This window comes from Bacillus cereus group sp. N11 (assembly GCF_016483605.1).
Taxonomy (GTDB): domain Bacteria; phylum Bacillota; class Bacilli; order Bacillales; family Bacillaceae_G; genus Bacillus_A; species Bacillus_A toyonensis.
On record NZ_JAEHBN010000012.1, the window covers coordinates 106,171 to 127,422 of the forward strand.

The following is a 21,252-nucleotide window of genomic DNA, read 5'->3' on the forward strand; positions in this document are numbered from 1 at the left end:
CTAGTCTTCTACTTTCTCAAATAATAGAGCAAGTCCTATTCCGCCCCCAATTCCTAATGTCGCCATTCCATATTTCATAGAATCTCTTTTTGCCTGATAAAACAAACGTGTCACAAGCATAGCGCCAGATGCACCGTACGGATGCCCGAGCGCAATTGCACCACCATTCACATTGAGCTTCTCATATGGAATTTGTAATTCCTTTGCACAAGCAACAATTTTCGAAGCGAACGCTTCATTCATCTCAATACAATCAATATCTTCTATTGCTAAATTCATTTCTCTAAGTAGTTTTTGCACAGCAAATATCGGACCAGTTCCCGGGAGGTTTGGATCCACTCCAACTACAGCACTGCGAACGAAACGAAGAACTGGCTTATATCCTAATTTTCGAGCTTGCCCCTCTTCCATTACAAGTACAGCACACGCCCCATCATTTACACCACACGAATTCCCTGCCGTCACCGTTCCATTTTGTAAAAATGCAGGTTTTGTTCTCTTAATCATTCTTTCATACTGCATTTCTCGCTTTATTACTTCATCTAGTAATCCATTAAGTGACAATACTTCATCTTGTATATATCCATTTTCTAATGCTTGTAGCGTCCGCTTATAACTTAAGCAAGCGTACTCATCTTGCATTTCTCTCGTTATGTTATAACGCTCTGCAACAAATTCAGCCGCTACTCCCATATCAGGATCACCTATTGTTTCAGGTGAAAATCGCGCTCTATTTTGAAAAGGTGACGTACTTGTACTCTCTACTCCCCCGGCGATATAGCACTTACCTGCCCCACCTTGAATGAGATGACACGCGGTACGAATCGCTTCTAAACCAGCACCACATTGCCGATCAATCGTTACACCAGGAATATGATAACTAAGTCCTGCTTCTAAAACAGATAATCTTGCAATATTCCCCCCTGGTCCAACAACATTCCCTAATATAACATCGTCTATTTCCCTCTCAATTCCTTTACCTAGAAATGAAAGAAGTGGTGCTACTAATTGCTGAACTTCATAGTCTTTCAATATCCCATTCTTCTTACCAATGGGCGTTCTTTTCGCCTCTACAATAACTGCTCTATTCATGTATCTTCTCCTGATTTCTAACTATACTTTCGGCTGCAATGCGGGCTACTTTCCCGCTATTTGTATAAGGTATTTCATCTACAAAATACCATTCTTTCGGTATTTTAAAAGAGGATAATCTCTGTAAGCAAAAGCTCTTTAATTGTTGCTTCGTAGCACTTCCTTTTACGATAGCGACAGGCTTTTCACCCCAATAACTATCTTTTACACCAACAACAACAATTTCTTCAACAGCTTGATGCGTATATAACACACTTTCTATCTCTTCTGGATAAATATTAATTCCACCAAATAGAATCATATTTTTCTCTCTACCAACTATATATATAAACCCTTCCTCATCTTGATAGCCTACATCATGTACTGTCATCCAGCCCTCTTCATTTAGCTCTGGAACTAAAACACCATCTAATATGTATCCCATAAAAAACTGATCACTTTTCACATAAACTGTTCCTATCTCACCTAGCTGTACTTCTTCTCCTGCTTCATTACATATTCGAACTTGCACATTATGACAGGGTTTCCCTACTGAATTTGGCTTTTTTTCACTCTCATCATCGACTAATGCTGTTACAAAACTTAGTTCCGATGCACCGTAAAATTCGTATTTTTTTGCATAAGGAAATATACTCTTTATTTTTTCTTTCGCTTCAGCTTCCCATTTTGCTCCTGACGAAATAATTTTCATCTTATTTTCTATTATTCTATTTTCTTTATATAAAGACTCCAGCATTGTTGGTACTGTATACATGACCGAAATATTTTCAGTCTCTAACTTATCCAACACTTGATCTGGAATAAACTTTCTCATAACGTGCACCGTTTGTCCTTCATATAATGCACTTATTGCGCCGTATAAGAAAAGAGAGTGAACGAGCGTTCCAGCTATTAAAATAGAATCCTCCTTTCTCATATGAAAGTCATGTACATTACAATCAAAACTATGAACCCACGATTGTTGTGCACGCAAAAATGCTTTTGCCTTTCCAGTCGATCCTGATGTAAACCCCATATAAAAAGGGGCATTTTGTACATTTTCTCCGAGATAATCTCTAGGAAGGTAGTTCTCTATTATTTGTTTCCATTCATCAATTGCAAATACTCTTCTTTCTTCATCTAAAATATCATTTAACTTATACCCTTCCGTCACAACCATATCCGAATTACTAATTGCTAGTCTTTCTTTTAGCTCATCCTTTTTCCATTTCACATCTAATGGTACACAAACCCACCCAGCCATAGCAGCACCCGCAAATAGTTGTAAAAACTCCATACGATTTTCTAATACAATTGCTATTGTTTTATTCTTCGATTCTGTTACGCGCAACCAGTTTGCTACTTTACAAACTGATTCAAACCACTCTTTATATGTTAAAGCTCTATCATTTTCCTTTATCGCTATTTTATTCGGTTGTAAAGAGGCATGCTTTTTATATTCTTTTATAATCCCCATTTGAGATGTCCTTTCTTTACAAAATAACAAAAAGAAACACGTAATGAACGTGTTTCTTCTCTTTATCATCCCGCATTTGTATATTTTTCATTCTTTAAAGCGGGCGTAATAATGTGTTTCAATGAACGATGTAATTTTGTCACAAGAATTGCTGCAATAATTGCTTTTATGCAATCCCCTGGTAAAAACACAGCACTCACTTTCATTGTCTCCCATACAGAAACATCCATTAAGAAAGCTTGTACAGTAATGCCAAATACGTAAACTACGAAAATACCACCAATTATATTAATACATAATACTTTTATAATAGAAACTTCACGTAAACGCTCAATTAAATATCCAATTACAAACGCTCCAACGATATAACCAAGTAAATATCCTGCACTTGGTCCAACAAATACACCTGGACCCCCACGTCCACCCGCAAGTAATGGTGCTCCAACTCCAACTATAAGTAAGAAAACGAGCTGACTTAATGCCCCAAGACGTGATCCTAACAGGCCACCTGCAAGCATAACACCAAGTGATTGTAATGTAATCGGAACTGGTGTGATAGAAAGAGCAATTGGAGGTATTAACCCTAACACTCCCATAATAGAACTAAATAAAGCGACGAAAACTAAATTTTTTGTATTCATATTTGCTTCTCCTATTTGTAAACTTAAAATCGTTTTTAGATAACATATTATAGGAGTTATATTATCTTCCTACTTTTCTTTTGTCAACCATAAATTAATGTAAGTTTACAAATGACAATTCTGTTATTTCTCTTTATGCAAATGCTCAAGTTCTTTTCGAAGTGCCTGTTTTAAAAACTTTCCAACAGATGTTTTCGGTATTTCTTCCATAAATACAATATCATCTGGTAACCACCACTTCGCAAACTGCGGTTTTAAAAACTCATATATTTCTTCTTTTGTAACCGTACTATTTTTCTTTTGAACAACGCAGGCAACTGGGCGTTCTTGCCACTGCGGATGAGGAATTGCAACGACAGCCGCTTCAAATATAGCATCATGTGCCATTAAAGCATTTTCAAGATCGACTGAAGAAATCCACTCGCCCCCGCTTTTAATAACATCCTTCGTACGATCAACAATTTTCACGCAGCCTTCCTCATCAACTGTAACGACATCGCCAGTATATAACCAACCGTCACGGAATCCTTCGACAGTACGATCATCGTTATAATAGCTTTCAGCGATCCAAGGTGCTCGTAAACATAATTCTCCCATCTCCGTACCATCCCACTTCACTTCACCATTTGTACCGACTACTTTCATCTCTACACCAGGTACAAGATATCCTTGTTTGGAGCGGATTTCTAATTGCTCTTCATATGATAATTCTGTTTCATAACTTTTTAAACGTGCAAGCGTTACGAGTGGACTCGTTTCAGTCATACCATATGCATGTACGAAAGGAACATTATATTTTTGCTCAAATGCTTTAATAACGCTTTTCGGTGCAGCTGCACCACCGCATAATATTCTCGTTATACTAGATAAATCGTAACTATTATTTTCTAACTCTTGTAATACACCGAGCCAAATTGTCGGCACACCTGCTGCTATCGTTACTTTTTCAGCTTGAATCATTTCTAATAAAATTTTTGGCGTAAACATCGGTCCTGGAAGAACTTGTTTTGTTCCAAACCAAGTAGCAGCGAAAGGAAGCCCCCAAGCGTTCACATGGAACATCGGTACAATTGCCATCGCCGCATCACTTTCCGATAAAGCAGCTGTATCCGCTAAACCAAGTGCCATACAATGCAATACAGTACTACGATGCGTATATACAACACCTTTTGGGTTTCCTGTAGTCGCTGACGTATAACACATACCAGCAGGTGTATTTTCATCAATATCTTTTACAAATTGGAAATTTGGATCGCCTTCTTCTAATAACTTTTCATAATGATATACAGGTTCTAGCGTAGTATTTGGAAGTTCATCTTTATCAGTCATAATAATGTAGGCTTGTACAGTTGATAATTGTGATTGAATATTTTCAACGAGTGGTACGAGATCTTCATCTATAAGTAGAATGCGATCTTCTGCGTGCTGAATAATGTATGAAATATGTTGAGGAGATAAACGAATATTAATTGTGTGTAAAACGGAAGCAATACCTGGAATAGCAAAATACGCCTCCACATGTCGATGATGATTCCACGCTAACGTTCCTATACGCTCGCCTTCTTTTATTCCTAATTTTTTTAGCGCACTTGAAAGTCTTCTCGTCCTTTCCCCTAACTGCTTATACGTTAACGTTGTAACTGTATCATGTGTCCGTGAAACAATTTCTTTCTTCGAAAACAGTCTCTCTGCTCTTTCCATCATAGAACTAATTGTTAGCGGTACATTCATCATCATATTGTTTACAGCCTCCCTTTAAAGCGTTTTCATTTTCGTATATTATAACAGACTTCTACAAATAATTACGATATTTTTCTGTATTTTCTGAATTATTTCTTTGGAAATAATTCAGAACAATAAAAAACATGTTTTGAATACAATGATCCAAAACACGTTTTTCTCTTGCTTATAAACTATCTACCTTTTTTCTTACTTTCTTTTTGAGTTTAAAGATAAAACGATTACTATATTCTTTATTTTCTACTAAAATTCGATACGTCTCTAACACGCCTAACACACGAACAAAAAGATAAACTCCAATAGCAATAAGTACAACACAATAAGGGTAATACTGCACGAGCTCTCCTGACGTGATTCGTTTTTTCTCAAATAAAAATGGTATTGCTCCTGCTGCGATAAAACAAAATCCAACGATCACTACTGCTGCATACTTCTTCTTAATAGTCGCATATCTTTTTGTCAATTCTTTTAGAAAGTTTTGATCAAACAGTAATTCTTCCTTTTTTAATACATTGTATCGACTCTCTTCTAGTGTTACAGGTGCCATCATTGCTCCAATTCCAAGGACCGCAATGATAATGACAAGGAATGTAGACAGTGTTGCATTTTCTTTAAATAATAAATACGGTATTGTAGATAAAATAAGCAAGCTAAATCCTAATGCGATATATTTAGAAATTTTTTGTCCATACACTACATACCCTTCCGCCATTTCCTTACTTACATAATAACCATTTTCCTTTTCATTACTTTGCTCGGCAGTTTCTTTTAATAAGTAATCAAGAGAGACTTCAAATACATTTCCAATCATTATTAACTTTTCAGTTTCAGGAAAACCTTGACCGTTTTCCCATTTACTAACTGCTTGCCTTGTCGTGTTTAGTTTCTCAGCTAACGCTTCTTGAGAAAGGCCCTTTTCCTTTCTTAATTTAAAAAGCTTTTCACCAAATCCCATATGTGTGTCCCCCTTTATTTTCTTAACTAAATTGTATGTAAACATTGTCTTTATCTCTATCTTCCTGCGGTTGCACTTTGTCAACTTACGGTTGCGATCATGTTATATAGAGGTTTTCTATACGATTTAGCTAGTTTTCTTCTATAATTGTGATATTTAGAAACACAATACCTTTCAATAACCAATTATAACAATTAAAGGTAATTATTGTTACAAAAAAATAAAAACCCCCTTATTAAATTAAAGGAGTTTTCAATATAAAATATTTCATTGATTCATATATCTTTCCCTAGATATACAATATCTTTTCGTATCACGATACTTACCTTTAATGAACAAATCCTTTTGAATTGTACATTCGTATTCCATATTCAAACGTTTCATTAATTTTTCAGATGCTTCATTTTCTGAATTACATCCTGCTTCAATACTATTAAGACGTAACTCATTAAAACCATAGCTAAAAAAAGCTGACGCCGCCTCAGTAGCTAATCCTCTACCCCCATATTTTCGTGATAAGGCGTATGCAATTTCCGCTTTATGTTCAATTACATCATATTTTATAAATCCACAAGTCCCTATGAGTTTTTGTTCCTCTCTTAATACAATTCCAAGGGGGGCTACTTTTTCTTTTTCATATTGACTCACAATTTCTTCTATATATTTTTGTGTGTCATGTAACGATTGATGAGCATCCCATACAGTATACGTTGACATTTCTTTATCTGAGGCATACTCATATATATGTAAAATATCACTCATATTAATTCTCCGTAATATAAGATGTTTCGTATACAACGCTGGATATGACCACCTCTCAACAATCATAACGGCTTCTGCTTAAACTTTTCATAATTCCGTACCTTCAATGAAAGGATATTCCCGCAATCTGTACAAATATAAGCATCTACTGGTGAAGATGTGAACATCGTTTCCTTTTTCCGTATTTGTGCATAACCGATAAACTCACCTTCTCCTATGTTTTGAGAGCCGCAATTAGGGCATGTCTGCACGTCTTTCTGTTTCATGAGAGCACCACCTTTAATCTGTTTCCACTTCCCTTCGACAGTTCACTTCCATTTCCCTTCCAAAAAACCTCTTATTCTCTTACATTTCAACAGGAATCTCAGAATAAAAATCGTATATGTACTATGAACTATATTAATTGACGGAGGAATCTTATGAGTATGATTATGACATTCAATGTAGCACAAGAAATTGAAAACGCAGAAATAGATATGCTCTCTTCTAGATTAGCGCTACTACAAGCAATAAGCGGAAATCCAATGCAAATACAAATGAAAAATTTCGGGAGTGCCACTGCCTTTTCATCAAAAGTAATTACTGGTCCAGCTTTTAATACAGTAAAAGGCATTACATATACAAATACAGATGCGATAGATGAAATCATCTCTTATTATGAATCACTACAAATCCCTTGCCGTTTTGAAATTACACCAGCGCAAGGTACAGCTGAACTATTTCAATACTTATCAAAAAAAGGTTTTTATCAATCTAGCTTCCATACCGCTTTATATAGTATACCGAAAGAAGATCCATCCCTTATTCCTTCTAACATTTCAGTGCGCCAACTAAAAAAAAATGAATTTGATATTTTTGCAGACATATATGTACGCGGATTTAATATGCCTTCCTTTACAAAGGATGGTGTACGTCAAAATAACGAAATTCTTTACAATGAACCAGGCTGGTATTTTTTCATAGCAGAAGTTCAAAATATTCCTGCGGGCATTGGTGTCCTATATATAAATAAGGGAATTGCATCATTAGCTGCTTCTGCTACTTTGCCAGAATTTCAGCGTATAGGCTGTCACACTACATTAATTCAAAAAAGAATTGAGGCAGCTATTAAATCCGATTGTAATTTAATAATTGGACAAGCAAGGTTCGGTAGTAGTAGTCAAAATAATATGGAACGCGCTCATTTGAAAATCGCTTATACAAAATCAATATGGACTGCAAAAGACATGTAATTAACATTCTTTCTCTTTCCATTACAATTTTATACATTGTTTGACAATTCCTTTTCTATCCTATTAATCATTTGAATATTCAAACTAGATTTGTTACGCTATTATTAGATACATCATTCAACTTGCAATATGAAAAGAGAATTCTAATCAAACTACAAGGAGGAGAAATGTATGACAAAGCATGATCATGGTTTAAAAGAAAAAGTAGAAGGTGCCATTGATAAGGTAAAAGGTGAAGTAAAAGAAGTTGTCGGGAAAGTAACGGATAACAAAAAATTACAAGCCGAAGGAAAATGGGATAAAATAAAAGGCAATGCAAAAAGCACTGTCGGTAATGTAAAAGAAAAAGCACACGAGTATAAAGAACATAAAGAAGACAAATAAAAAAAGAGCCATTCGGCTCTTTTTTTATTTCCCTTCATTCTTCTCTAACACATACAAATCTTCTTCAATATTCGTTAATTTCTCGCTTACAAGCTTTCTTGCATCTCCAATTGCTTGATTATAGGCAAATGGACCAACTAATTTTATCATTTCTTCTATTAAACGTTCTGCTTGGAAACGTCCAATTTCATCTAAATCTTCTTCCATGAAGAATTGCTGAATTTGTGCTACAAGCTCTTCTTTTTTATCATTTGGTATTTTTATATTCATCATCATTTGTTACTCCTCTATATTTAAGATACTATTTTTCTTAACTCTACCATAGAAAAACGATTTCCAGGACAACTTTTTGTTACTCCTACTAGCTCCCTATGACCTAGTATATTTTCCTTCTTTATAGCAAACTGTTTCATAAACATTTTACATAAAGAATATAATGCATTCATTTGTGCAGTAGTTGGATCATACTTATCAAAATTACCCGTCATACATATTCCAATTGTATCTCGATTATTGTCTTTCGCATGTGCTCCAATATGTAACCCTCTTCCTTCAATTACCGTTCCGTCCTCTTCAATAAAATAATTGTAACCAATCCCGCTCCACCCTCTTACAGTTTGATGAAATTCATGTGTTTTATACACATCCCATCCATCTTCTGACGTATGGTGAATAATAAGTTTATTTACTTTCCCTAAAGGAACTAACTCATCTTGAAATATTAAATTTACACATTTAATTTCCATATGAACTTCCTCCTCTTAAAAATCGATCATAATAATTGTCTTATCATCTGGCCTTATTCTCTTTTTCCCTTCTAACTCTTCAATGATTGCTACGTATTCGTTTATACTATTCTTTCTTATATATGCAACAGTTTGTTCGAGTGACCAATCTGGATGAAATAACCCATCTGAACAAATAAAAATCCCACTCACTTCATCTATATGTAATTCACCGTGTTGTAAATAATGGATGGCTTCTTTCATTCCGTTTGCAACGGAATACCCGCCCTCCATATTTGCAAGATAACGGTTGTATTTTAACTGTTCTCGAACATCTTGAAAAACATGTTCTTCTGGCACAAATAAACCTTTTTTACGATCTTCTTCTCTCTTCTTTTTAGCTCGTTTACTAATTCCTTTAACTGTGTCTTTCGTTACTACTTGCATCGTTCCATTTTGAAGAATTGCAACGATCATACAGTCCCCTAACTGCGCATATTCAATTTTCTCACCATTTATTTGAACTGCTGCAATACATGTACACCACAAATGCTCTTTTTTTCTCGTATCAACCTTATATTCTAGCATCTTGTTCTGCAATAACTCATTTGCTCTTGCAACTGCGACTTGTAAACTAAGATTTTCCCGTAATGAAGTAAAATGTCTTGCAAATAAATGTGAAGCGATGTATGCTCCATTATGTTCCTTTTCGTCACGAAACGGAACGAGCGGTGTTGCACCATCACATACACCATAAATATTTTTGTCTTCATTACAAAAATAAGAATCCTCACACTCTTGCTTCAACGGGCTTTTTTGTTGATAAGTCGTTATCCTCATTTCTGTATCCCCTTTCAAATTACAAAACAATCAAATTGTTTCGATTAATCTAATTTTCCGAAATAAACTGTTTTTACCCAAAACTTTCAATATCATATATAATCTTGAAATAATATGAATTTTTTAGTGAAGGACGGGAAAAAGATGATCAGATTTCTCGGTGTTATTATTGGTTCTTTTATTATTGCGATTGCCTTTAATCTTTTCCTTATCCCCCACAAAATTTTAAGTAGTGGAATTGGCGGAATTGCTATTATTTTAGGGATTGTAACTCCTGTAAACACAGGTATTATTAACTTCGTATTAAACTTACCTATCCTTATTTTAGGATACATAGGTCTTGGAAAAAAAGTAATTTTTAACACAGTTATCTCTGTAATTGTATTATCTGTTGCATTATACTACGTTCCAGTAAAAATCGTAGCAACAGATCCACTTTTATCATCTATCTTCGGAGGTGTTATTGCCGGAGCTGGTATTGGTCTTGTTTTTAATTGTAATGGATCCACTGGTGGATTTGATATTATCGGTATGTTGTTATCTCGTAAACGTGACATTAAACTTGGTGGATTCCTTATTGTTTTAAATGCAGTCGTTGTAGTAATTGCAGGATTCTTCTTCACTTGGGATGTTGCACTTACAAGTTTACTTTCAATTTATGTAACTGGTAAAGTAATTGATGCTGTTCATACGAAACATCGTAAAGTTACACTTATGATTGTAACAAATGAAGCGGAAAAAATGAAAAAACAGCTTCTTTCAACTGTTGTACGTGGTATTACATTACTTGATGGAGAAGGTGCTTATTCAAGCGAGAAAAAACGTGTACTTATGACAGTCGTTTCTCGTGAAGAATTAGCAAGTATGAAACTAACAATTTCTGAAATTGATCCGCATGCGTTCGTTAATATTACAGAAACTGTAGAAGTATTAGGGCTTTTCAGAAGAGGTTAAAGACTAGGTGGGAAGCCACCTAGTCTTTATTTTGCATAAATTCAATTCTATTTCCAAATGGATCAGACACATAAAATCTAATCACATCTGGCCGGGCATGATCATCAATCACTTCAATCCCTTGTTCTATAAGCATTTGCTTAAATTCATTAATTTGAGTCACATAAAAAGCTGGATGTGCCTTTTTAGCTGGTGTAAAATTCTGTTCCACACCAATATGGATTTCTTGATTCCCACACTTAAACCAACATCCACCTCGTTTTTTTAACTCTTCTGGCTTTGGAATTTCTTCCATACCAATTTTTTTACCATAGAATGCACGTGCCTCTTCTTCACACCCTACAGGTGCAGCTACTTGTACATGATCGATTCCTTGAATATAACTTTTCATTTTCTCTCCCCCTCTTCTATTCTAATATTATAAAGAAAACACACCCCTGTAACTTACAAAAACTTTATAAAACAATATAAGCTTCCCTTATTACCACCTTATATTCCTTTTGCAAAAAATAAAGAAAATAAATTTTTTTCTGTAACTTCCATTTTTTATAGAAATACACATTACATCTATATTATAGTTATTATTAGACAAATCTTTTAGATGCTAGTTGTACGGAGGAAATATTATGAGTCGTAAAAAATATTCATCAACTCTAAGAAAACGTCATCCGAACATTTCTGGACGTTTGCGAAACCATATACAAGATCGTTCTTTAGCAGAAATGTACGCATCTCTGTTCGAACATAATCCTGATAGTATTATTTCATTGAATTTAGAGGGAATTATTCTACATATCAATCCTTCTGCAGAAAGAATACTAGGCTACACTTCTTTAGAATTAGAACGGAAAAACATTATCTCTATTTTAGAAGCTCATATTTCTGAGCAAGTATTACAATATATAAAGAATACCGAAGCAGACAATCAGCAAGAGTATATCCTATCTATTTATCATAAAGATGGCTACTTATTAGACGTCGTAACAAAACTAGTTCCTATTTTTGTCCAACATCGTCTAACAGGTGTCTATGCGATTATGAAACCTCTTGAAAAATCAGAAAGAATCGAAAAAATGTTACAAGAAAGCGAGAAAAGATTACGTACATTAATGAATGCAATGCCTGCGTTTGTTATATTTAAAGATCATGAAGGTCGCTGGCTTGAAGCAAATGACTATGCACTTTCCTGCTTTAATTTCCATCATGTACCTTATCATGGGAAAAAGGACAGTGAACTCATCCAATATAATGCAGCGTACCGAGAAGCTTTTTTACACTGTGAAGAAGTAGATGAACTAGCATGGCAACAAAGACAAATTCTTCACGGGGAGGAATTTATTATACACAGAGATGATTTCGACCTCATCTTAAGTATATCAAAAGTCCCTCTTTATCATCCTGACGGTTCCCGTAAAGGCCTTATCGTGATGGGAAGGGACGTTACCGAGCTAAAAGAGACTGAAAAATTATTACGGAAATCAGAAAAGCTCGCCGTAGTTGGACAACTGACAGCTGGAATTGCCCATGAAATTCGAAATCCACTCACTTCTCTAAAAGGTTTTTTAACATTGCTACTTCCTGAAATAAATGAGGAGAATAAATGGTATGTAGATGTTATGCTAAGTGAAATATCACAAATGGAATCCATTACGAGTCAATTTATGGCGATGTCTAAACCTCAAGTTTTATCCGTTCAAACTTACAACATACAAACTTTAATTGAAGAGGTAGTCACATTTCTTTTACCGACTGCCATCATGCATAGCGTCCATATTATTATGGATCATTTTAACCATAAACATGACATTCAATGCGACGGTAATCAATTAAAACAAGTTTTTATTAACATATTAAAAAACGCAATAGAAGCGATGCCAAATGGCGGTAATATTTTCATTCAAATCAAATCGTTAGACAATAATTTCATCGTAATTCGTATAATTGACGAAGGCTGTGGCATTCCAGAAGATCGTATATCACGTTTAGGTGAACCATTTTATAGTTTAAAAGAAAAAGGTACCGGCCTAGGACTCATGATGTGTTACAAAATAATTGAAGAGCACCATGGTAAATTACACATTTCAAGTGAACTAAACAAAGGTACCATCGTTGATATTCAATTACCACTTTCTTCATCCCATCTTGCAATCCAGTCTTAAATAAAAAAGAAGCATCTGCTAACGATTAGCAAATGCTTCTTTTTTATTTCCTTCTATAATACTGTATTGTCATACCATTCTTTTGCTTTTTCTACTTCACCCATTGTTAATTGATGCCCTCTATTTTCCCAATGCATTGTTACATTAGCGTTTGCATTTTCTAATAACGTCTTCAATTCTTCTGACTCAGAAGGCGCACAAATTGGATCATTTGTCCCAGCTGCGATAAATACCGCTGTTTCTGCTAAATTAGGCAATTGGATTCCTCTTCTAGGCACCATTGGATGATGAAGAACAGCAGCTTTTAACGCATCTTCATAATGGAATAATAAGCTCGCTGCAATGTTCGCTCCATTTGAATAACCGATAGCTATAATGTTATTTCTATCAAATTCATATGTTTTTGCCGCTTCGTTTAAAAATTCATTTAACTCCTTCGTACGGAAAATTAAATCTTCTTCATCAAAAATACCTTCTGCTAATCTACGGAAGAAACGTGGCATCCCATTCTCTAATACATTTCCACGAACACTTAATACCGAAGCTCCCGGATCAATTATTTCTGCAAGTGGTAATAAATCTAGTTCATTACCGCCCGTACCATGAAGTAATAACAACACTGGTTTTGAAGTATCTTTTCCTTTTTGAAAAACATGTTTCATCATAATCCTTTTCCCCTTTCAATTACTTTAATCTAAATTTCTCACTTCAAATGGTAAAAGTGTTTGTTCAATCTGTTTTCTATTTGGTTCATATCGCTCCGGTAACTTTAATTCCTCACCCATCGTCTCTAACGATTCGTCATGAGCAAAACCAGGAGGATCTGTTGCAATTTCAAATAAAATTTCACCGTGTTCTCTAAAATAAATTGCATTAAAATAATTTCGATCTTGTACAGGAGTTACACCGTACCCAAAGCGAGATACATGTTCTCTCCAATCTAGTTGATCAGCATCGTCGCTCGCTCTCCAAGCAATATGATGAACTGTACCAACGCCCATCTGACCGCGTCCAATTGTTGATAATTTTAAATCAATAATATTTCCAATATCAGCAGAAGAACGGAATCGGACAAATTCACCCTCTTCTCCAATTTTCTCAAGACCCATAACGTGTTCTAACAATTCAGCTGTTTTTTGAGGTTGTGCAGATAAAAGAACAGCACCGCCAAATCCTTTAATTGCTACTTCTGGCGTAACTTCTCCAAAAGTCCAATTATTTAATTCGTCTTCTTCTCTTTCAACTAATTCTATATGCAAACCATGTGGATCATCAAATTCTAAATATTGCTCCCCAAATCGAGTCATCTTTGTATATGAAACATCAAACTTTTCTAGTCTACTTTCCCAAAACTCCATTGCACCTTTTGGTACGACATATGAAGTAATGCCTACTTGACCGTCTCCAATAATTCCTTGGCGAGCACCTGCCCATGGGAAAAACGTAATAATTGTTCCAGGTTTTCCTCCTTCATTACCAAAATAAAGATGGTATGTACCTGGATCATCAAAATTCACTGTTTGTTTCACTAAACGTAATCCTAATACACCAGCATAAAAGTCTACATTTTCTTGTGGATGCCCTACAATTGCTGTAATATGATGAATCCCCATTGTTTTCTTTTCCATTTCTGCCACTCCTTTTTATTTCATTATAAAAATTTGTTTTACATTCAAATTCATTATTCATTTTGTCCATACTGCAAAGTAAAATCCGCTATTATAATTTTATCTCGAATCCGAGATAAACACTTTAAAATTACACATTAACATTCGATCCACTGGAATTATCTCGAATTCGAGATAATTCACAAAAATATATTTGTTCGATTTATAATCATAATAAGTCTTTATTTAGAATACGATTTATCTCGAACTCAAGATTTATTATAAGTTACTTATTTTTCATTGTCAATCAGTTCCTTATTTAAATTATTGTTCTCTTGATTAACTTTATTATCGAATAAAAAAGTCATACAAATGTATGACTTTTAACACATATATTTTATCTCCTATTTACTATAGGGAACAATTCTGACAGCGGTACAATTCCTCCTCTTTCATCCTTAAATATAATATGCTCCCTCGTTAAATGGCGCGGGCTTTTCACCCCCGCTGCTGCCGCTAATGAAAACAGACTATATCTCATACTAATAATGTAATTCATCACTCGCCATTTCTTCTCATACGGATCTAACGCTTTTTGGTAGTGCGGATTCGTCGTTGCAACCCCAGATGGACACTGTCCGGAATTACATTGAAGCGCCATAATACAGCCGCTCGCCATCATAAATCCGCGGGCTGAATTTACAGCATCCGCTCCAATTGCTAAAGCAATTGCCACCTTATCCGGTGTTATTAACTTCCCAGAAGCAAACACTTTGAATTTATCACGGACACTATAATGATTCGCTGTATCAATAAATGTAAGTAATGCTGGAATAAGCGGCAGTCCCATACTATCTGCCATCGATTTATACGTTGCCCCTGATCCGCCTTCTGAACCGTCTATTGTAATAAAATCTGGATAAATGTTTAATTCTTTCATTGTTTTTATTAAATCTTCCAAAGGCTCCTGCTGACCAATTACAATTTTCATCCCGACTGGTTTACCACCACTTTCTTGCAACTGCTGAATAAAAGAAAGTGTATCCACTGCATTATTTAAAAATGAAAATCGATTCGGCGAATTAATTGTCTCTCCTTCTCGTACATTCCTAACAGAGGCAATTTTCTCATTTACTTTTTGTCCCTCTAGATGACCACCACGTATTTTCGCACCTTGCCCAAATTTTAATTCGAATGCCTTGATATTATTTTCTTTCGCTTTCTCCATAAATTTCTCCATTGAAAAATTGCCATTCTCATCACGGTATCCAAATAATCCAGGGCCAATTTGTGCAACGATATTCGCACCTGTATGTAAATGTTCTGGAATTACGCCACCTTCTCCAGTATTAATCCACGATCCGCCTGCCATTTTCGCACCAAAACCGCTCGCTAAAATATAATTCTCTCCAATCGCACCGTAAGATGTTGCTGATGCTCCAAACATTCCATGTAATTCCCATTGGTATTTGCGATTTTCACCGACTATAATTGCATCGTCATCTTCATATAACCAAAGATTTGTTGTATCCGCTGTCAATTTCTCTCTTCTTGAAAATAACCCTTCTTTATGAATCACATATTTTTTCCCCTCACGTTCTTGCCTAAGATTCACACTTAATTCATCTGTTAAAATTGGAAACAATGTATTCGCAATATAATAGCCCGATGCATCAAAATCTCGTTTCGATCCAAAACCAAGTATTTCAGAACGATATTTCGCTAAAAACATAACACTTTGAAAATCGTAACGTGAAAAAGGTTTTCCATCCGTATCATGATCAAACCAATATTGCCGAAATTCCGGCCCTATCTTTTCAAGTAAATAGCGCATTCTCCCTAAGTATGGATGAAGTTTTAATATAGAGTGATGCGTTCTTTTTTTTATAAAAAATGTAATAATAAAAAATACGATTAAAAGCAACATCAAAAAAAGCAATATACTAATAATAACGAGTAGCGTTTCACTCATCCCGCTTCCCCCTATGAAATTCCATAATAAAAGGAGAACACTTTATATGTTCTCCTTTTATCTTTATTCACACTAATGTAGCAAGATGCTCTTTCGCGTCATATTCAACTAAACTTTCAGCATGTTTAATTCGATGAACAAAATCTGGATTAGCGATTAATGGTCTTCCGAATGCCACTACATCAATCGTTCCTTCTTGCAACGCTTCTTCAGCCTCTTTCGGATTTAAATTACCAACCCCAACAATCGTACCATCCCAATATTTTCTTACTAATTGATGAAAATTTTTGCCATCAGCAATCACTTGCGTATAATTCATCGTTGAAGGGTGAATCATCGTTAATCCAACTTCTTTGAACATATTTACAAACGTTTCAATTGCAAGTTCTGGATTTCCCCACATATAAGTAGGATTATCACCTTTGAAAGCAGAGAAGCGCAGAAGTGTTTTATCAGCTCCAACTGCTTCTATTACAGCCTCAGTTACTTCTTTCATAAATGTTAACCTTTGCTTTAAATCGCCACCATATTTATCTGTTCGCTTATTCGCAAATTCATAAGTAAATTGATCTATTAAATATCCGTGCGCACCGTGAATCTCTACACCATCGAATCCTGCTTCAATCGCATTTTTCGCTGCTTGTGCGTATTGACCAATAACCTCTTTTATTTCTTCTATTGTCATTGCTTCTGGTGTATCAAACGGTTTACGGAAACGCGGAACATTTCCCTCTGCAGCGATTGCTGACGGTGCTTGTGGTAATTGACCACCAATTATTTCGTGATGGCTCATACGTCCAACATGCCATATTTGAGCAATAATAGTCCCGCCTTCTTTATGTACTGCTTCCGTAACAGGTTTCCAAGAATCTATTTGTGCTTGTGTATACATACCTGGTACCCCTGGGTTCCCTTTTGCTCTTGGGCTAATGACAATTCCTTCTGTAATAATTAACCCGATGCTATCAGCAGCACGCTTGCGATAATACTCAACTACGTCAGCACCAACTACACCCGTTTCACTGTCTGCAAAGCATCTCGTCATCGGTGCCATCGCTATGCGATTACGAAGAGACCAAGACCCAATTTGTATCGGATTAAATAACTTCATTTCTTCAACGTTTTCAAAAGTTCCACCAGCGTTTATATTCGTTCCTTCATAAATACTTGCCGTTTTATTATTTGAACTTGTCATTTTTCTTCCCCCTAAAAAAATCTTACTATAATTGCATCATACTTACTTTTAAATAGTAGCGTCAATTTATACGACTTTGCCATAAAACATTCGAATATCATAAAAATAGAATGCTATAAATAAAATGAAAAAGGTTTCCTTAGTAGGAAACCTTTTTAGTTGACCATATATGGCTGTCAATTCGTCTATCTCTTTAACATAAAGAATCCCTTATCAATAGAAGTGAAAATGGTTCCGTATTCTTCTAAAAATAATAACTCATATACCTAAAACAATGAAAGCCCTACCTCTCTTTCATCCTTACGGCTCCTCGTCCGTGCCAGTGTGAATCAGGATTGCAAAAATCAAGTAACTATTTTATCGAAGTATTGAATTAAACTTCGAACATTCGTAAAAGAAATTTAAAATAAAAATGGATTTGATTGTAGTAATAACAAAAGAGGTTAATGCTTTAAAAGTGGTTTGAAAGAGTTGAATGTCTTTGAAATGATTAATTGCCTATAATTATGTTCCCAAAAAATTCAAGATCTTTTTTGGGATGCAATACATTATTTGTAATGAACCTTAACAAAAGCTTTTTATTTGATTTTCTGTGATACCTTCAATTAATCCAAGTTCACTAATCAAAAATTCATGTGCGTTATCTAACATTTTCTTTTCGCTTGCATTAAGTGCTTTTTCTTTCTGTATACGCATTAAATCACGCACAACTTCAGCACCTTCTTGCATTTTACCCGTTTTTATTTTATCAGTGTTCACTTTATACCTTTGTTTCCACGTAAGTAATCTATCTGATTCCCCATGCTGAAAAATATCTATTATGTGTATTAATGCCGTGATATCCGTAACTGGTCGTATATTTGAATTCAATATTTTCCCTTCAGGAATCATTATTTCCATATTATTAGCCGACATTTTTATAACATAATATTGTTGTTTTTTTCCTGCGATTTCTTTCTCTTCTATGGCTTTAATTATACCTGCTCCCTGCATTGGATACACAATGTTATCGCCAATTTGAAACAAATAATCCACCTCCATATATGGTAACCTTCTCAAGTTTAACATATATTCATTTTTTTAGCAAAATTTTTATTTTATCATAAAATTATTTCCTGTGTCAATTCATTCAAAACAATTTAATTAATCCACAAAATAACACTGCAAAACCGCAATTCCTCCAACTTTTTCATAAGCACCCATTTTAATTTTACAAACCTCTTACAATACAAAAACACATTACTACAATATAAGTAGTAATGTGTTTTTATAAGACATAGCTAAAAATTCACTTTTAATTTCCAACCTATATACTAACTTGCTTACGAATCGTTTCTCGCGCTAAAAGAAAACTCATAATTACTTGCGCAGCTACTCTGCTCGTCATATCCCTGAAATCAAGAGTTGGATCAATTTCTACTATATCCATCCCTTGCACGAGGGGTTCTTTGCCAAGAAATTCAATCGCATCAAGTAAAGTTGAGCTATCCATTCCTCCAGGGCCAATTGCTGGACAACCTGGCGCGAATGCTTGATCTAGTACATCCATATCAAGAGAAATGTAAATAGAAGTCACACCTTGTTTTCTTAATACTTCAATGCTTTCTGTCATAATATCTTTTATTTCTCTCTCTCGTACATCTTTCATTGTATACACTGTCACACCGTGCTCTTTTGCATATTCATGGTACGCACGTGCATTAGAAAAATTACGAATACCGATTTGAACGAGTTGTTTTCCTGTAATGACACCATTTTCTAGTAAACTACGGAACGGTGTACCATTTGATGGACCACCATCATCTAAATTACGCAAATCATGATGAGCATCAAATTGAATAATACCGACCTTTCCTTTACTATTTGCAAATCCTGTTATACTCGGAAAACTAATCGAATGGTCCCCGCCAAGAACGATTGGTATCATGTTCGGATTTACTTTCGTTAGATGCCCAACTGTTTTCGCAATTCGGTTATGACTTTCTTTTATATCTGTCACATGCATTGTAATATCACCGCAATCATATAAGACACTTTCTTTCATATCGTGTTCTTCTGTAATTGCATACGTGCTATATGCATCTAACATCGCACGAATTGTTTTTGGAGCAAAACTTGCTCCTGAATGACTAATAGATGGTTTAGAAAGGGGTGCTCCAATTAAGGCAGCACCGAATATTTCCACGCCTTCCTCCCAATCTTTAATCATCTCACTCCATTTCGTCACTTCACGATCAATAAACTTTGCATTTTTCTTTAAATAGTGGCCGTGCTCCACGATTGTTCACCTCTTGTATATGCGATATTACCATTCTTCCATACTGTATTCACATGACTTACGCCGTAATGATACGGTACGTAAGCATAATTGTAAGCATCCCATAAAACCAAATCTGCCTTGCGACCAATTCTAATTTTCCCAGCTACATCGCCTCGATTAATGGCATAAGAAGAGTTAACGGTTACGGCATTCCAAACTTCTTCTGGTGTCATTTTCAGCTTCAGCATTGCGATGCTCATAATAAGCTGAATGTTTTCAGTTGGACAGCTACCTGGGTTAAAGTCTGTAGCTAACGCAACTGCAACACCTTCATCAATCATTTTACGACCGCGAGCAAAGCTTTCTTTATTTAAATAGAAAGTTGTTCCTGGTAATAGCGTTGCTACTGTATTAGAGTTTGCAAGCATTTCAATTCCTTTATCAGAAGCGCCAACTAAATGGTCCGCTGATGCTGCACCAATTTCAGCTGCTGCTTCCGCACCACCAAGAGGGTCGATTTCATCTGCATGAATTTTCACGTCAAAGCCAAGTTCTTTCGCTTTTAATAAAAACTCTTTTGATTCTTCTACAGAGAACACACCTGTTTCGCAGAAAATATCAACGAATTCCGCTAATTGCTTCTCTTTCATTTCTGGCAGTAGGTCTAGCATCCATTGTAAAAATTCTTTTGATCTTCCTTTATACTCTTTCGGAACTGCATGGGCACCTAAAAATGTTGAAACTAAATCGATTGGGTGCTCTTTTTGTAATTGTGCAGTTGCCTCTAATTGTTTCCATTCCGTCTCATCATCTAATCCGTAACCACTCTTCGCTTCTACAGTTGTCACACCGAAAGATAGCATACGGTCTAAATGGAATTTCGCTTTTTGAACAAGTTCTTCTTTCGATGCTTGTTTCGTTGCGTTTACAGTCGAAAGAATGCCTCCACCTTGTTCTAAAATTTCTAAGTACGGAACTCCTTGTAATTTTAGCGCGATTTCATTTTCACGAGATCCACCAAATACAAGATGAGTATGCGGGTCAACAAGACCAGGAGAAACCATTTTACCGCCGCAATCAATAACTTCTTTCGCTTGTATTCCTTTTGCTTCTTCCGCTGTTCCAACGAAAGTGATTACGCCATTTTCAATTCCAACCACACCGTTTTCAATAACAGGAAGCGTGTTCATCGCTTCCCGTCTTAACAAGCCATCTTCTTGATCCATTGTTAGTAATTGACCGATATTTATTAGTAAAGTGTCCAGCATGTTTTCTCCT

At 35.4% G+C, this 21,252-nt stretch carries 22 protein-coding genes; 4 read left to right on the plus strand and 18 right to left on the minus strand.

The window, feature by feature from the left end:
* From JDS98_RS19750 to JDS98_RS19780, 7 genes are all read right to left on the minus strand, one after another.
* The gene (locus JDS98_RS19750; protein WP_070189662.1) at positions 1-1,092 is read right to left on the minus strand and encodes an acetyl-CoA C-acyltransferase; all 1,092 of its coding nucleotides are present in this window, start codon (positions 1,090-1,092) and stop codon (positions 1-3) included.
* Positions 1,085-2,548 carry an acyl-CoA synthetase gene (locus JDS98_RS19755; protein WP_199634230.1) on the minus strand — a complete coding sequence of 488 codons (1,464 nt, stop codon included), beginning with the start codon at positions 2,546-2,548 and terminating at the stop codon, positions 1,085-1,087. Before JDS98_RS19755 ends, JDS98_RS19750 begins: the two co-directional genes overlap by 8 nt.
* A gap of 65 nt (positions 2,549-2,613) precedes the next feature.
* Entirely contained in the window at positions 2,614-3,189 is a 576-nt protein-coding gene (locus JDS98_RS19760; RefSeq protein ID WP_097958426.1) for a biotin transporter BioY, read from the minus strand.
* Positions 3,190-3,312: 123 nt separating this feature from the next.
* On the minus strand, positions 3,313-4,926 hold the full coding sequence (locus tag JDS98_RS19765) for a long-chain fatty acid--CoA ligase (protein WP_097958427.1): 1,614 nt from the start codon (positions 4,924-4,926) through the stop codon (positions 3,313-3,315).
* A gap of 169 nt (positions 4,927-5,095) precedes the next feature.
* Positions 5,096-5,884: a helix-turn-helix domain-containing protein gene (locus JDS98_RS19770; RefSeq protein WP_307838289.1), complete on the minus strand. Its 789-nt coding sequence runs from the start codon at positions 5,882-5,884 to the stop codon at positions 5,096-5,098.
* Positions 5,885-6,151: 267 nt separating this feature from the next.
* Entirely contained in the window at positions 6,152-6,712 is a 561-nt protein-coding gene (locus tag JDS98_RS19775; RefSeq protein ID WP_142313861.1) for a GNAT family N-acetyltransferase, read from the minus strand.
* On the minus strand, positions 6,709-6,912 hold the full coding sequence (locus tag JDS98_RS19780; RefSeq protein WP_000810202.1) for a hypothetical protein: 204 nt from the start codon (positions 6,910-6,912) through the stop codon (positions 6,709-6,711). The genes JDS98_RS19775 and JDS98_RS19780 overlap by 4 nt, the downstream gene beginning before the upstream one ends.
* Before the next feature lie 153 nt (positions 6,913-7,065).
* On the opposite strand from JDS98_RS19780, the gene JDS98_RS19785 reads away from it, so the two are divergent.
* Together JDS98_RS19785 and JDS98_RS19790 are read left to right on the plus strand one after the other, a co-directional pair.
* A complete protein-coding gene (locus JDS98_RS19785; RefSeq protein WP_000061814.1) occupies positions 7,066-7,878 on the plus strand; it encodes a hypothetical protein in 813 nt (270 codons plus the stop codon).
* Positions 7,879-8,049: 171 nt separating this feature from the next.
* Positions 8,050-8,262: a CsbD family protein gene (locus JDS98_RS19790; protein ID WP_000160404.1), complete on the plus strand. Its 213-nt coding sequence runs from the start codon at positions 8,050-8,052 to the stop codon at positions 8,260-8,262.
* 24 nt (positions 8,263-8,286) lie between these two features.
* Here JDS98_RS19790 and JDS98_RS19795 read toward each other — a convergent pair whose 3' ends face one another.
* The 3 genes from JDS98_RS19795 to JDS98_RS19805 are packed head-to-tail and all read right to left on the minus strand — an operon-like array spanning position 8,287 to position 9,827.
* The gene (locus JDS98_RS19795; RefSeq protein WP_002039315.1) at positions 8,287-8,538 is read right to left on the minus strand and encodes a DUF2164 domain-containing protein; all 252 of its coding nucleotides are present in this window, start codon (positions 8,536-8,538) and stop codon (positions 8,287-8,289) included.
* 17 nt (positions 8,539-8,555) lie between these two features.
* On the minus strand, positions 8,556-9,008 hold the full coding sequence (locus JDS98_RS19800; RefSeq protein ID WP_000402959.1) for a peptidoglycan recognition protein family protein: 453 nt from the start codon (positions 9,006-9,008) through the stop codon (positions 8,556-8,558).
* A 15-nt stretch (positions 9,009-9,023) separates the two neighbouring features.
* The gene (locus JDS98_RS19805) at positions 9,024-9,827 is read right to left on the minus strand and encodes a protein phosphatase 2C domain-containing protein (protein ID WP_001223366.1); all 804 of its coding nucleotides are present in this window, start codon (positions 9,825-9,827) and stop codon (positions 9,024-9,026) included.
* A 144-nt stretch (positions 9,828-9,971) separates the two neighbouring features.
* On the opposite strand from JDS98_RS19805, the gene JDS98_RS19810 reads away from it, so the two are divergent.
* Positions 9,972-10,781, plus strand: a complete 810-nt coding sequence (locus JDS98_RS19810) for a YitT family protein (RefSeq protein WP_000617799.1) — start codon at positions 9,972-9,974, stop codon at positions 10,779-10,781.
* Positions 10,782-10,800: 19 nt separating this feature from the next.
* On the opposite strand, the gene JDS98_RS19815 is transcribed toward JDS98_RS19810, so the two are convergent.
* The gene (locus JDS98_RS19815; protein WP_000844356.1) at positions 10,801-11,172 is read right to left on the minus strand and encodes a VOC family protein; all 372 of its coding nucleotides are present in this window, start codon (positions 11,170-11,172) and stop codon (positions 10,801-10,803) included.
* Positions 11,173-11,407: 235 nt separating this feature from the next.
* Between JDS98_RS19815 and JDS98_RS19820 the strand changes: the two genes are divergently transcribed.
* Entirely contained in the window at positions 11,408-12,940 is a 1,533-nt protein-coding gene (locus JDS98_RS19820) for a BA3702 family sensor histidine kinase (RefSeq protein WP_016108908.1), read from the plus strand.
* 53 nt (positions 12,941-12,993) lie between these two features.
* On the opposite strand, the gene JDS98_RS19825 is transcribed toward JDS98_RS19820, so the two are convergent.
* From JDS98_RS19825 to hutI, 7 genes are all read right to left on the minus strand, one after another.
* Positions 12,994-13,605, minus strand: a complete 612-nt coding sequence (locus tag JDS98_RS19825) for an alpha/beta hydrolase (protein ID WP_000975464.1) — start codon at positions 13,603-13,605, stop codon at positions 12,994-12,996.
* 24 nt (positions 13,606-13,629) lie between these two features.
* Complete coding sequence (locus JDS98_RS19830) at positions 13,630-14,568, minus strand: ring-cleaving dioxygenase (protein ID WP_199634232.1); 939 nt, start codon at positions 14,566-14,568, stop codon at positions 13,630-13,632.
* Between the two features lie 376 nt (positions 14,569-14,944).
* Positions 14,945-16,519 (minus strand): FMN-binding glutamate synthase family protein, encoded by a 1,575-nt coding sequence (locus tag JDS98_RS19835; protein WP_199634233.1) that lies wholly within the window; start codon positions 16,517-16,519, stop codon positions 14,945-14,947.
* A gap of 67 nt (positions 16,520-16,586) precedes the next feature.
* The gene (locus tag JDS98_RS19840) at positions 16,587-17,714 is read right to left on the minus strand and encodes an alkene reductase (protein ID WP_199634234.1); all 1,128 of its coding nucleotides are present in this window, start codon (positions 17,712-17,714) and stop codon (positions 16,587-16,589) included.
* 564 nt (positions 17,715-18,278) lie between these two features.
* Positions 18,279-18,740, minus strand: a complete 462-nt coding sequence (locus JDS98_RS19845; protein WP_000486323.1) for a CarD family transcriptional regulator — start codon at positions 18,738-18,740, stop codon at positions 18,279-18,281.
* Between the two features lie 280 nt (positions 18,741-19,020).
* Positions 19,021-19,992 carry a formimidoylglutamase gene (hutG, locus tag JDS98_RS19850; protein WP_087968859.1) on the minus strand — a complete coding sequence of 324 codons (972 nt, stop codon included), beginning with the start codon at positions 19,990-19,992 and terminating at the stop codon, positions 19,021-19,023.
* Positions 19,971-21,242 carry an imidazolonepropionase gene (gene hutI / locus JDS98_RS19855; protein WP_085450461.1) on the minus strand — a complete coding sequence of 424 codons (1,272 nt, stop codon included), beginning with the start codon at positions 21,240-21,242 and terminating at the stop codon, positions 19,971-19,973. The genes hutG and hutI overlap by 22 nt, the downstream gene beginning before the upstream one ends.
* Between the last annotated feature and the right edge of the window lie 10 nt (positions 21,243-21,252).